The organism is Streptomyces sp. NPDC057565, assembly GCF_042801455.1.
Lineage (GTDB): Bacteria > Actinomycetota > Actinomycetes > Streptomycetales > Streptomycetaceae > Streptomyces > Streptomyces yanii.
Genome location: NZ_JBHVFU010000022.1, coordinates 25429 through 37844, shown reverse-complemented (window position 1 = coordinate 37844; position 12416 = coordinate 25429). Strand labels below are relative to the sequence as shown.

The 12416-nt window shown below is 72.3% G+C and carries 15 protein-coding genes; 1 reads left to right on the top strand and 14 read right to left on the bottom strand.

What is annotated here, in order from left to right:
* Nucleotides 1–72: 72 nt before the first annotated feature.
* The 8 genes from ACFU8W_RS30140 to tsaB all read right to left on the bottom strand — a co-directional run bounded on the left by ACFU8W_RS30140 (nucleotide 73) and on the right by tsaB (nucleotide 6085).
* Entirely contained in the window at nucleotides 73–537 is a 465-nt protein-coding gene (locus ACFU8W_RS30140) for a VOC family protein (protein WP_384043679.1), read from the bottom strand.
* A 66-nt stretch (nucleotides 538–603) separates the two neighbouring features.
* Nucleotides 604–1884, bottom strand: coding sequence for an RNA polymerase sigma factor (locus ACFU8W_RS30135; RefSeq protein ID WP_384043676.1), 1281 nt, complete (start codon nucleotides 1882–1884; stop codon nucleotides 604–606).
* A 59-nt stretch (nucleotides 1885–1943) separates the two neighbouring features.
* On the bottom strand, nucleotides 1944–2300 hold the full coding sequence (locus ACFU8W_RS30130) for a YciI family protein (protein WP_384043673.1): 357 nt from the start codon (nucleotides 2298–2300) through the stop codon (nucleotides 1944–1946).
* Between the two features lie 125 nt (nucleotides 2301–2425).
* Nucleotides 2426–3457 (bottom strand): LCP family protein, encoded by a 1032-nt coding sequence (locus ACFU8W_RS30125; protein WP_384043670.1) that lies wholly within the window; start codon nucleotides 3455–3457, stop codon nucleotides 2426–2428.
* 84 nt (nucleotides 3458–3541) lie between these two features.
* A complete protein-coding gene (locus ACFU8W_RS30120; protein WP_345515007.1) occupies nucleotides 3542–3817 on the bottom strand; it encodes a hypothetical protein in 276 nt (91 codons plus the stop codon).
* On the bottom strand, nucleotides 3814–4911 hold the full coding sequence (gene tsaD / locus ACFU8W_RS30115; RefSeq protein ID WP_345515006.1) for a tRNA (adenosine(37)-N6)-threonylcarbamoyltransferase complex transferase subunit TsaD: 1098 nt from the start codon (nucleotides 4909–4911) through the stop codon (nucleotides 3814–3816). Before tsaD ends, ACFU8W_RS30120 begins: the two co-directional genes overlap by 4 nt.
* Nucleotides 4911–5426 carry a ribosomal protein S18-alanine N-acetyltransferase gene (rimI, locus tag ACFU8W_RS30110; RefSeq protein WP_345515005.1) on the bottom strand — a complete coding sequence of 172 codons (516 nt, stop codon included), beginning with the start codon at nucleotides 5424–5426 and terminating at the stop codon, nucleotides 4911–4913. The genes tsaD and rimI overlap by 1 nt, the downstream gene beginning before the upstream one ends.
* Nucleotides 5423–6085, bottom strand: coding sequence for a tRNA (adenosine(37)-N6)-threonylcarbamoyltransferase complex dimerization subunit type 1 TsaB (gene tsaB / locus ACFU8W_RS30105; RefSeq protein ID WP_384043665.1), 663 nt, complete (start codon nucleotides 6083–6085; stop codon nucleotides 5423–5425). Before tsaB ends, rimI begins: the two co-directional genes overlap by 4 nt.
* Nucleotides 6086–6235: 150 nt before the next feature.
* Here tsaB and ACFU8W_RS30100 point away from each other — a divergent pair, with 150 nt between their 5' ends.
* Nucleotides 6236–6799: a hypothetical protein gene (locus tag ACFU8W_RS30100; protein WP_384043663.1), complete on the top strand. Its 564-nt coding sequence runs from the start codon at nucleotides 6236–6238 to the stop codon at nucleotides 6797–6799.
* A gap of 217 nt (nucleotides 6800–7016) precedes the next feature.
* Here the strand turns inward: ACFU8W_RS30100 and ACFU8W_RS30095 are convergent, their stop codons facing one another.
* The 6 genes from ACFU8W_RS30095 to ACFU8W_RS30070 form a co-directional block, all read right to left on the bottom strand.
* Nucleotides 7017–7208, bottom strand: a complete 192-nt coding sequence (locus ACFU8W_RS30095; protein WP_384043660.1) for a hypothetical protein — start codon at nucleotides 7206–7208, stop codon at nucleotides 7017–7019.
* Between the two features lie 130 nt (nucleotides 7209–7338).
* Nucleotides 7339–7896 (bottom strand): tRNA (adenosine(37)-N6)-threonylcarbamoyltransferase complex ATPase subunit type 1 TsaE, encoded by a 558-nt coding sequence (tsaE, locus tag ACFU8W_RS30090; protein ID WP_384043657.1) that lies wholly within the window; start codon nucleotides 7894–7896, stop codon nucleotides 7339–7341.
* Nucleotides 7865–9127, bottom strand: a complete 1263-nt coding sequence (locus tag ACFU8W_RS30085; protein WP_384043654.1) for an alpha/beta fold hydrolase — start codon at nucleotides 9125–9127, stop codon at nucleotides 7865–7867. Before ACFU8W_RS30085 ends, tsaE begins: the two co-directional genes overlap by 32 nt.
* A gap of 64 nt (nucleotides 9128–9191) precedes the next feature.
* On the bottom strand, nucleotides 9192–10349 hold the full coding sequence (gene alr, locus ACFU8W_RS30080) for an alanine racemase (RefSeq protein ID WP_384043651.1): 1158 nt from the start codon (nucleotides 10347–10349) through the stop codon (nucleotides 9192–9194).
* Between the two features lie 160 nt (nucleotides 10350–10509).
* The gene (locus ACFU8W_RS30075) at nucleotides 10510–10893 is read right to left on the bottom strand and encodes a DUF488 family protein (RefSeq protein ID WP_345514996.1); all 384 of its coding nucleotides are present in this window, start codon (nucleotides 10891–10893) and stop codon (nucleotides 10510–10512) included.
* Nucleotides 10894–10951: 58 nt separating this feature from the next.
* Nucleotides 10952–12412: an NAD(P)H-hydrate dehydratase gene (locus tag ACFU8W_RS30070; protein ID WP_384043648.1), complete on the bottom strand. Its 1461-nt coding sequence runs from the start codon at nucleotides 12410–12412 to the stop codon at nucleotides 10952–10954.
* Nucleotides 12413–12416 lie beyond the last annotated feature (4 nt).

The window sequence follows — 12416 nt, the reverse complement described above, 5'->3', positions numbered from 1 at the left end:
CGACCTTGAGGCACGTGACGCACACCCGGCCCACCGGGACGGGTCCGCATCGGCCGGACGGCACGGACGCCGTCAGGCGTTGCGCAGCGCCTCGATGTCGAGCTTCTTCATGCCGAGCATGGCCTTCATGGCCCGGTCCGCCTTGGCCGGGTCGGGGTGGGAGAGCGCCTCGGACAGCCCGCGCGGAACGATCTGCCAGGACAGCCCGTACTTGTCCTTGAGCCAACCGCACTGGCTCTCCTCGCCGCCGTCGGTGAGCCTGTCCCACAGCTCGTCGACTTCCGCCTGCGTCTCGCAGTCGACGGCGAGCGAGATCGCCTCGGTGAACGGGAACTGCGGACCGCCGTTGAGCGCCACGTACTCCTGGCCGGCCAGCCGGAAGTCGACGGTCATGACGGTGCCCGGCTCGCCGGGCGACGACTCGGTGTAGTTCGACACGCCGAGCACCTTCGAGTCGCCGCCGAAGACGGAGATGTAGAAGTGCGCGGCCTCCTCGGCCTGGCTGTCGAACCACAGGAAGGTCTTGATCTTCTGCATGGTCTGCTCCTCGGCTGTCCGTACGGGCGTTGACTGTGCAAGGTAGACCGGGCGGGCCGCGGAAACTCATCGCTCCACGCCGGATTCCTTTTCCGCCCGGGCCAGCAGCAGCGCCCGCTCGCGCGCGTTACGGGTCAGGTCCGCCGCCCGCAGGAACTCCGCGCGTGCCTCGTCCGTGCGCCCCAGCCGCGCCAGCAGATCGCCGCGCACGCTCGGCAGCAGGTGGTACGCCTTCAGCGCCGGGTCCCCGGCCAGGGCGTCGACCAGCGCGAGCCCCGCCGCCGGCCCCTGCGCCATCGAGACGGCGACCGCCCGGTTCAGCTCGACGACCGGCGACGGGGCCGCCTCCAGCAGCAGTCCGTAGAGCGTGGCGATGACCGTCCAGTCCGTCTCCTCGTACGTCACCGCGTGGGCGTGGCACGCGGCGATCGCGGCCTGCAGGGCGTAGGGGCCCGGGGTGTCGCCCGCCGCGTTCGCCCGCTCCAGGGCCGCGTATCCGCGCCGGATCAGCAGCCGGTCCCAGCGGGACCGGTTCTGGTCGGCGAGCAGCACGGGCGCACCGTCCGGCCCGGTCCTGGCCGCGATGCGGGACGCCTGGAGTTCCAACAGGGCCACCAAGCCGTGCACTTCGGGTTCCTTGTCCATCAGTCCGGCCAGCACCCGGGCCAGCCGCAGCGCGTCCTCGCAGAGCGCCGGGCGCAGCCAGTCGTCGCCCGCGGTGGCCGAATAACCCTCGTTGAAGATCAGATAGATGACTTCGAGGACGGAGTCGAGCCGGGCCGCGCGCTCGGGGCCGTACGGCACTTCGAAGGGAACGCCCGCCCGGCCCAGGGTGCGCTTCGCGCGGACGATGCGCTGGGCGACGGTCGGTTCGGACGCCAGGAAGGCCCGGGCGATCTCGTCGGTGGTGAGTCCGCCGAGCAGCCGCAGGGTGAGCGCGATCCGGGCCTCGGTCGACAGCACGGGGTGGCAGGCGGTGAAGATCAGCCGCAGCAGGTCGTCGTCGATGTGGTGAGGGTCCTCGGTGCTGTCGAAGTCTCCCGGCTCGAGCGGCGGGACGTCCTCCAGGCTCCGCCCGACCTCGGCCAGCTTCCGCGCGTACGTCTCCTTGCGGCGTACGAGATCGATCGCGCGGTGCTTGGCGGTGGCCATGAGCCAGGCGCCCGGTCTGTCCGGGACACCCGACTCCGGCCACTGCTCCAGCGCGGCGACCAGAGCGTCCTGTGCGAGCTCCTCGGCGATGCCGACATCCCGCACGATGCGGGTGACACCGGCGATGATCCGCGCGGACTCGATCCTGAATACCGCCTCGACCGCCTGCGTCGCGCTTGCTTCCGTCACGGCCACCCATCAGAGCAGCCGTACCGCGGCGCAGCAAGCGCGTCCCGGGAGAGCCCTTACGGCCCTCAGCTCTCGGCGATCTCGCGGACCTCGGAGGTGACGGTCCAGTTCTTCGGGTGGATCTCCAGGAACCGCTTGGTCCACTCCAGCGCCTCGGCCATGTCCTTGCACTGGGTGATGGCGTAGCCGCCGACGACTTCCTTCGTCTCGGTGAAGGGCCCGTCGGTGTAGCTCAGCTTGCCGTCCTCCCAGGTGACCCGGGTCCCCTGCGAGGTGGGGGTGAGCCCGGCGGTCTCCAGCATGACCCCGGCCTTGGTGATCTCCTCGAACAGTGCGCCCATGCGCGCCTCGAAGTCGGGGTCGGGGGCCTCGGAGGGGAGGTTCTGCTCATCGATGCGGATCATCGACAGGTAGCGCGGCATGGTGACTCCTCGGTGCGGGAGGGCGGGGGCTTTCCCTGCCTCTCACCCTTGCGTCGAACGGGAGACGCCGCAATCGACACACTCCCCCGAACAAGTTGAAGAAATTTCCGGGAGACTTTTCCGGACTACCGCAGGGACGCCCACAGCTCGCTCGCGGCCGGTTCCTGCGCCACCATCCGGTTGGGGTCGGACGGGGCGGTGACGACGGGCATGGTGACCGTCCTCAGCCCGCTCGAGGGGATGTTCCGCAGGCTCTGCGCGAGGCTGCTCAGCTCGCCGAGCGAGTCGAGTCCGGTGTCCGTGGTGAGGCTGCCGGTGACCGCGTCCGCCACCTTGTACAGGCCGGCCGCGCCGGTCAGCAGGTTCGTGTCCCGTACCTCCTTCAGCAGTGCCTGGACCAGTTGTTGCTGGAGCTCGATCCGGCCGAGGTCGCTGCCGTCGCCGATGCCGTGGCGGGTGCGGGCGAACGCCAGGGCCTCGGTGCCGTCGAGCCGGTGCGTGCCCGCGTCGAGGTGGAGATGGCTGCGGTCGTCGTCGATGTCCTGGGCCGTGGTGACGGTCACCCCGCCCAGCGCGTCGACGAGGTCGGCGAAGCCGGAGAAGTCGATCTCGATGTAGTGGTCCATCCGGACGCCGGTGAGCCGCTCCACCGTCGTGACGGCGCAGACCGGACCACCCACCGAGTACGCGCTGTTGAACATGACGTTGTACGCCGTGGGGGTTGTGCCGCCCGAGGAGACCGGGCACGAGGGGCGGGTCACCAGGGTGTCGCGAGGGATGCTGACGACGGTGACCTTCGTGCGGTCGTCGTTCAGGTGGACGACCATCGCCGTGTCGGAGCGGGCGCCGGCGCTGTCACCGCCGCCGAGCGCGGCGTTCTTCGTGCCGGTGCGCGAGTCCGAACCGAGGACCAGGATGTTCAGCGCACCGGCGGGCAGCGGAGACGCGGAGGCGGACGGCGTCGCGCTCGGGACGGTGGTGGGCGCCCGGGCCGGGCGGTTGTCGCCCAGCGCGTTGTCGATGTCCACGCTGCGGATGTTCTGGTTCAGATGCCAGTACGCCCACCCCGCTCCGGCCGCGGCGAGCACCAGCGCGCAGCCGATCACCGCGGCGGCCGCCCTGAGCGGACGGCGGCGGCGTCTCTTCTCTCGGGTCACGTTGAGGAACGTAAGTCCGAATTATTACGGCGGGAACCGTTGTTCGGTTTTCCTTCGGAAAATCTCAGGATCCCTTGAGTTTTCTCATGTTCCGCCGGCGGAGCCGTCGGCCACCTCGAACCGCCATCGGTGCACCGCCCTGGTGATCAACTCGGCTGCGGGTTCGGGCAGCTCGGGCAGCTCGGCGCCGTATGCCGCTTCCCACCAGGTGATGACCAGCACCCGGTCCTGCGGGGCGCGCAGCAGTTCGTACCGCAGCGGCTCAGCCGCCAGCTCACCGGTGCGCGCCCGGGCCCACTCCAGCAGTTCGGCGCCCCGGCCGTCCACGGCCCGGGCCTCCCACATGAGGGCGACGGTCATGAGTAGAGGTTGTCCTTGCTGATCTCGTGCACATGGTCGTGGTCGTGCGCGCTGCCCGGCACGTGCGTGTCCGTCACCGGCAGCGACGAGTCCGCCGACAGTTCCAGATCGGACGCGGAACGGTTGCGCGCCACCATCTCGGCGCCCAGCGCCGCGACCATCGCCCCGTTGTCCGTGCACAGTCCGGGCCGCGGCACCCGCAGCCGGATGCCGGCCCGCTCGCAGCGCTCCGCGGCGAGCGCCCGCAGCCGCGAGTTGGCCGCGACGCCACCGCCGATCATCAGATGATCGACGCCCTCGTCCTTGCAGGCCCGGACGGCCTTCCGGGTGAGCACATCGACGACGGCCTCCTGGAAGGACGCCGCCACGTCCCGTACCGGCACCTCCTCGCCCGCGGCCCGCTTCGCCTCGATCCAGCGGGCGACGGACGTCTTCAGACCGGAGAAGGAGAAGTCGTACGCGGGGTCGCGCGAGCCGCTCAGTCCGCGCGGGAACGCGATCGCCTTCGGATCGCCCTCCTTCGCCAGCCGGTCGATGACCGGGCCACCGGGGAAGCCGAGGTTCAGCACCCGGGCGATCTTGTCGAACGCCTCGCCCGCCGCGTCGTCGATGGTCGCGCCCAGAGGCCGTACGTCGTTGGTGATGTCCGGCGCGAGCAGCAGCGAGGAGTGGCCGCCGCTGACCAGCAGCGCCATCGTCGGCTCGGGCAGCGGGCCGTGCTCCAGCTGGTCGACGCAGATGTGCGAGGCGAGGTGGTTCACCCCGTACAGCGGCTTGTTCAGGGCGTACGCGTACGCCTTCGCCGCCGAGACGCCGACGAGCAGCGCGCCCGCCAGCCCGGGACCGGCGGTGACGGCGATGCCGTCGAGGTCGCGGGCGCTGACGCCCGCTTGCTTCAGGGCGCGTTCGATGGTGGGGACCATCGACTCCAGGTGCGCGCGGGAGGCGATCTCCGGGACGACACCGCCGAAGCGGGCGTGGGTGTCGACGCTGGACGCGACGGCGTCCGCGAGCAGCGTCGTCCCACGGACGATGCCGACGCCGGTCTCGTCGCAGGAGGTCTCGATGCCGAGTACGAGCGGTTCGTCAGCCATCAGTCAGTCCCAGTTTCCTGTACGTGCTCTGGTGCGGGTTCTTGTACGTGGAGGCGCATGACGAGCGCGTCGATGTTGCCCGGCTGGTAGTAGCCGCGGCGGAAGCCGATCGGTTCGAAGCCGAAGCGTTCGTACAGCTTCTGCGCACGCGTGTTGTCGACCCGGACTTCGAGGAGCACCTCCGCGCACTCGAAGGCCGTGGCGTGCTTCAGCAGATCGGTGAGGAGCTCGGAGCCCAGCCCGCCGCCCCAGTGGTCGCGGGTGACGCCGATCGTCTGGACGTCAGCGAGGTCACCGGCGGCGGCGAGTCCCGCGTACCCGACGATGCGTCCGGTGTCCGGGGCCTCGGCGACGACATAGCGGCGGGTGGCCTGCGGCCCGCGGGCGTGCGCCAGCTCGGACCAGAACATGCCGGCCGACCAGGCGTCCTCCGGGAACAGCTCGTGTTCGAGCTGCAGCACCGGGTCGATGTCCCACCAGCGCATCTCACGCAGCACGGCAGTCGGGCTCGTCACTTCGGGGTGACCACCTTGTAGTTCTTCGGAACCTGGGCGTCGGGCCGGCGGAGATACAGCGGCTGCGGCGGCAGCAGCTCCGCTCCCGCGGCGAGCCGCTCGGCGGCCAGCGCCGCGAGCGCCCCGGCACTGACGTGCTCGGGACCGCGGGCGTCCGGGAACGCGTCGGGGTAGAGCGCCGCGCCCGCCCCGACCACCGGGAGCCCGGCGAGCTGCTCGGCGATGTCGGCCGGCCGGTCGACGGCGGGTTCGCCGACGCGGGTACGGGGATCCTCGTACCGCGCCCAGTAGACCTCCTTGCGGCGGGCGTCCGTCGCCACGGCGAACGGGCCCTCCAGTCCGCCCTGCCCGGCGGCGTACGCGAGACCGTCCAGCGTGCACAGCCCGTGGACCGGCACGGAGAGCGCCGAGCCGAACGTCGCGGCCGTCACAAGACCGACCCGCAGACCGGTGTACGGGCCGGGGCCGACGCCCACGACCACGCCGGTCACGGCATCGAGCTTCACCCCGGCCTCGGCGAGGACCCGGTCGACGGCGGGCAGCAGCAGCTCCCCGTGCCTTCGGGCATCGACCTGGCCCGACTCGGCGACGACGGAGTTCCCGTCGTGCAGGGCGACGGTGACGGCGGGGGTGGCGGTATCCACGGCGAGCAAGAGCACGCAAACAGCCTACGGCTCCGCCGACGGCTCCATGGCGCCCCGTACGGCATCCCGTTCCCACCGGCCCCTGCTGCTACCGTCACCGGGTAGACGCGGGTACGACGTAAACGCTTGTACGACATACGGACGTCGGCGAAAGGGGCACGCACGGTGGCAAGGGGCAGCTCGGGAATCGTGGCCGGGCTCACCGCGGCGGCACTCGTCGCGGTCGGCTTCCTGGCCTACCAGGCATCGGCGAACGCCCCCGACTCCGTCGCCGTCCCCAAACCGGAGGCGTCCAGCAGCGCCCCCGCCGTCGGTCACGACAAGCCGAAGAAGAAGGAGCGTTCGACCGCGCTTCCCGCCGAATCCGGGGCCGGGGCGCGGGTGGTGTACGCGCTGGGCGACCGGCGTGTGTGGCTGGTCGACGCGCAGGGGAAGGTGACCCGGACCTTCGCCGTCATGCCGAGTGCCCTGAGCCCGCGGCCCGGGGTCTACAGGGTGGGTTCGCGCTCGGGCTCGATCAAGGGCTCGGACGGGGTGCTGATCGAGCACGTGGTGCGGTTCGCGATGGCCGACGGGGATGTGCCCGTGGGGTTCAGCGCGGCACAGGACGGCTCGATGGAGAGCCCGGACCCGACGCTGAAGACCGGCGGGGTACGGATGAAGCGCGCGGACGGCGACGCGATGTGGAGGTTCGCGACGGTCGGCGCCAAGGTGGTCGTCGTCCCGTAACGCCACCGGGGACGAGAGGCCCCGGGCCTCTCGTTCGGATCGGGCGGCGTTGTTCGTCTTCGGTCGCCACCCCCATGGCCCTCGAGGGCCGTCAATACATCCGTGGACGCCCTTCGCGTGGGCTTCTTCCTGCGCCTTGCGGCTGCATGCACCGAGGCGAGGCCGACCGCTCCGCGGCGGGCCGCTCCTCGATCCGGCCCGATCCGAACGAAGGACCTCAGGCGGCGTCGCGCTCCCCGTCACACCCCTGGGGCCCCTGCTGCTCCTGGGGCTCGTGGCGCTCCTGCTGTTCCTCCGACGGCGGCGTCGAGACCGCGTTCGCCGCGGCGCAGGCCGCCAGCAGATCCTTCATCGACACCGCGGACGTCACTGGCGGCTGCGGCTGCGCTTCACGCTCGGGCGTCGGCATGGATGCCTCCTGGGCTCCGGTGGAAGGCGTGGTTAGGCAGACCTAACCCGCTCTCGGCATCCATGTGACCACGCCCGGCCCGCCCCGCGCAACAATTTGCCGACAGCCTGTCGGAAACGTGTCAGTACTCTCAGCAGCCCGCTTCCAGCGCCGCCCCCAGTCCTGACCAGCGCTCCCCGATCCCGACCAGCGTGACCGAGCGCCGTTCGTCGTCCGTGTCCCCGACCGCGCGGTGGATCACCACCTGCAGCCGGTCGTCCGAGAGCTCCTCGACCTTGCCGTCGCCCCACTCCACGACCACCACCGACTCCGGCAGCGACACATCGAGGTCCAGGTCCTCCATCTCGTCGAGGCCGCCGCCCAGCCGGTACGCGTCCACATGGACGAGCGCCGGACCCCCGCTCAGGGACGGGTGGACGCGGGCGATCACAAAGGTGGGAGAGGTGACGGCGCCGCGCACCCCGAGACCCTCGCCGAGCCCCCGGGTCAGTGTCGTCTTCCCGGCGCCGAGCTCGCCGCTGAGCATCACGAGGTCGCCGGGGCGCAGCAGACCGGCGAGGCGGCGGCCCAGCGCCTGCATCTGTTCGGCCGACGTGACATCGAAACGGGCGGTGACCTGGGCCTGTGCGGTCATGACCGCCGGGGTGTGCGCGGTTTCAGCTGCCGGGCTGTTGTGCGGTGCTTCCATGCCCGCCAACGTTAGCCGCTGCCGGTACGGCTCCGATCCGTACCAGCAGGTCCGCCAGCCGGTCGGTCACCGTCTCCGGGTGCTCCAGCATCACCAGATGCCCGCCGTCCGGCACGATGACGAGCTCCGCGTCCGGCAGATGGTCGGCGATCGCCTCGCTGTGCGAGCTGGGTGTCACCAGGTCCTTGTCGCCCGCCAGGATCAGCACCGGCACGTCCCGGAACGCGGGCAGCGCCGTGCTCTTGTCGTGCTCGGTGAAGGCCGGGTAGAACTCCGCGACCACGTCGATCGGTGTGGACTCGATGAGCCGCTCGGCGAACCGCTCGACCGCCGGGTCCACGTCCCGGGAACTGAACGAGTACCGCTTGATGAGCCCGGCGAAGAGATCGGCGGTCGCCCGCCGCCCCCGCTCCACCAGCTCGGCCTGTGAGCCGAGCGCCCTCAGCACCCCGGGCAGCACCCGCCGCACGGCGTTCACACCCGCGACCGGCAGCCCGAAACTGACCTCGCCGAGCTTCCCGCTCGACGTACCGACGAAGGCGACGGCGGCGACCCGCTCCCGGATCAGCTGCGGGTACTGCTCGGCGAGCGCCATGATCGTCATGCCGCCCATCGAGTGCCCGACCAGTACCAGCCGCCCCTCGGGGGCCGCCGCGTCGATGACCGCCTTCAGATCGCGGCCGAGCTGGTCGATCCCGACCGTCACGCCCTGCGCCTGGGCCCGGCCGCGCTCGGACCGGCCGTGGCTGCGCTGGTCCCAGTGCACGGTGCGCACCAGGTCACGCAGCGCCGCCCGCTGGAAGTGCCAGGAGTCCTGGCTGAGGCAGTAACCGTGGCTGAAGACGACGGTGACGGGCCCGGGGACCTTACGGCCGAAAAGACGGCGTCTGCGCGGTCCGGTACCGGCGGGCCCGGAGCCCGCACCCGGGCCGGCGCCCGCGCCCGTACCCCCGTCCGGTTCGACCTCGTCGGTCTCGTAGTACAGCTCGGTGCCGTCGTCGGCGGCGGCCCGGCCGGGCATGCCGCGCAGCGAGCCGTACGGCCCCGAGGCGTCCAGCGCCAGCCTGGCCCGCCTGCGCATGCCCCGGCCGACGGTCATCCGCTCGACCGCGACACCGGCCGCCGCACCGGCGGCGATCACGCCTATGGCGGCTCCGGCGATGCCCGCCCGGCGCCAGCCGACCGCCGAAGCGGCCGTCGCCATCGCGTCCCCCGCGCTGATCTCGCTCACCGTGCCGTGCTCCTCGTCGGTCGTTGTCCGTCAGGTCAGGTCAGGACGTGCAGGACAGAGCGGATCAGAGAGAACCGGTCGGGATCTCGTTCAGATAGACGCGCGGCACGCGGCCGCCGATGCGGGTGACGATCTCGTACGCGATCGTGCCGGCCGCCTCCGCCCAGTCCTCGGCGCTCGGCTCGCCCCGGTCCCCCGGGCCGAACAGCACCGCGTCGCTGCCCACCTCGACGGTGTCCCCGCCGAGATCGACGACGAACTGGTCCATGGCCACCCGGCCGGCGACCCGTCGCCGGGCGCCGCCGACCAGGACCGGGCCGCGCCCGGAGGCGTGGCGCGGGATGCCGTCCGCGTAGCCGAGCGGGATCAGGCCGAGTGTCGTCTCGGCGGACGTCGTGTAGTGGTGCCCGTAGCTGATGCCGTGCCCGGCCGGCACCTGCTTGACCAGGGCGACCGACGCGGCGAGCGTCATCACGGGGCGCAGCCCGAAGTCGGCCGGGGTGCCCAGCTCCGGGCTGGGCGAGATGCCGTACATGGCGATGCCGGTCCGCACGAGGTCGAAGTGCGACTCGGGGATCGTCAGCGTCGCCGGGGAGTTGGCCATGTGCCGCACCTCGGGTTCGACGCCCGCCTTCTCCGCGTGCGCGACCATGTCGCGGTACACCGCCAGTTGGGCGGCGATCGACGGATGGCCTGGCTCGTCGGCGCAGGCGAAGTGGGACCAGAGGCCGGTGACCTTCACCGTGCCCTCGCCCTCGGCGGTGCGGGCGGCGGAGACCAGTTCGGGCCAGTCGGCGGGCTGGCAGCCGTTGCGTCCCAGTCCCGTGTCGGCCTTGAGCTGGATACGGGCCGGCCGTCCGGCCTCCCGGGCCGCGGCGACGACCTCGCGCAGCGCCCACATGCCGCTGACCGACACATCGATGTCGGCCTCGATCGCCTCGCGCCAAGGGCCGCCCGGTGTCCACAGCCAGCACATCACCCGGCCGCCGAGCCCGGCGGCGCGCAGGGCGAGCGCCTCGTGCGGGGTCGCGGTGCCGAGCCAGGTCGCCCCGGCCTGGAGCGCGGCCCTGGCACAGGGCACCGCCCCGTGCCCGTACGCATCGGATTTGACGACGGCCATGAGTTGCGCGCCGGCCGCCCGGGCACGCAGAACACGCACGTTGGCGCGCAGTGCTGCGAGGTCGATCTCGGCTCGGGCTCTCAAGGACGCTGTCTCGTTCATCGCGCCCAGTCTCTCAGAGGCACACGGCAGGACCCTCGGGTGCCGGGTCCGGTCAGCGCCTTTCTTTCGGATCATGCCGGGCTCGCGGGGCCCGGCATGATCCCGAAGGACGGCCCGGGGCGTGTCACCGGTGGCGGCAGCGGTCGCGAGCCCGCTGATGTCACCGATGGCGCAGCTCATGTTCCACGTGGTCGACGAGGACCGGGACATGGCTGTGCGGGACGTCCTTCACCGCTGTGACGAGGGTCACCGGCTCGCCCGCGCGGACCAGCTCGACCAGCTCCCGCACCGCCGCCGCGTGGGAGGGGTCGGCGAGTTCGGCGCGGTAGCGGTCCACGAAGTCGTCGTACCGGGTGCCGCTGCGGTCCTCGTGGTACCAGGAGCGGAGCTCGTTCGACGGGGTGAGGTCCTTCAGCCACCTGTCGATCCGTGCCCGGTCCTTGGCGACGCCGCGGGGCCAGAGCCGGTCGACGAGGACGCGGGTCCCGTCACCGTCCTCCTGCGGGTCGTACACCCGGCGTACGCGTACGGAGTCGCTGTCCACCGTCGACCACTCCTCACCGGCTCTCCTGCGCGGTTCCGTGTCCGCTGCCCAGGATCTCTCAGGCCCGCACGTCACGCCACGCCGCGGGGACCGCGTCCGCGACATCCTGGGCGGAGACCGGGCCGCCGTCCGAGGCGTGGCGGGCGGCGAGGCCGTGCAGGTAGGCGCCGGCGGAGGCGGCGTCGCGCGGATCGAGACCCGCGGCCAGCAGGGACCCGGTCAGCCCGGAGAGGACGTCGCCGCTGCCCGCCGTGGCCAGCCAGGAGGTGCCGGTCGGGTTGACCCGTACGGGAGCGCGTCCGGTGCCGTCGGCGACCAGGGTCGTCGACCCCTTGAGCAGCACGGTGGAGCGGTACCGGGCGGCGAGCTCCCGGACGGCGGCGAGCCGTTCGCCCTCGACCGCCTCGCGCGGGACGCCGAGCAGCGCCGCGGCCTCCCCGGCGTGCGGGGTGAGCACCGTCGGCGCGGTGCGCGACCGCACGACGGCCGCGTCGAGCAGCCGCAGCCCGTCCGCGTCGACAAGGACCGGAACCTCGGCGTCCAGCACGTCGGCGACCGCCGAGACGGCGTCCGTACCGTCCCCGAGCCCGGGTCCGACGACCCACGCCTGCACCCGTCCCGCCTTCGACGGCGGGCCCGTGTGGACCAGGGTCTCCGGGTGCCGGGCGATCACGGCACCGGCGCCCGGCCCGACGTACCGCACCGCGCCCGCACCACCCCGCAGCGCCCCGCCGACGGCGAGCACCGCCGCGCCCGGATAGCGCGCGGATCCCGCAACGATGCCGACGACGCCACGCCGGTACTTGTCGCTCTCGCTGCCGGGAACCGGCAGCAGTGCGGCGACATCGGCGTACTGCAGCGCCTCCAGATCGGGTACGTCGGGCAGCTCGTCGCCGAGCCCGATGTCGACGAGGTGCAGCGCGCCCGCCAGGTCGGCGGCCGGGTCGACGAGCAGCCCCGGCTTGTACGCACCGAAGGTGACCGTCGCATCGGCCCGCACGGCGTCGCCGAGCACCTCCCCGGTGTCCGCCTCGACGCCGCTGGGCAGGTCGACCGCGAGAATCGGCGCCCCGGTCGTCCGGTAGGCGCGCACCAGCGCGGCCGCGTCCGGGCGCAGCCCGCCGCGCCCGCCGATGCCGGTGATGCCGTCGACCACCAGGTCGACACGGCCGATCCGGTCCGTGCGCACCTGCGCCGCTTCCTCCACCAGCCCGCCCGCCGCGCGGAGCGCCGCGACCCCGCCCTCGTGGGCGCGGTCCGGCGAGGTCAGCAGCGCGCGGACGCCCGCGCCGCGCCGGGCCAGCCGGGCGCCCGCGTACAGCGCGTCGCCGCCGTTGTCGCCGCTGCCGACGAGCAGGACGATCCGTGACCCGTACACGCGGCCATTGCGCCGCAGCAGATCGCCGCAGGCCACGGCGAGTCCCGCGGCGGCCCGCTGCATCAGGGCGCCCTCCGGCAGCCGTGCCATCAGGGCACGCTCGGCGGCTCGTACGGTCTTCACGCTGTACGCAGTTCGCATACGG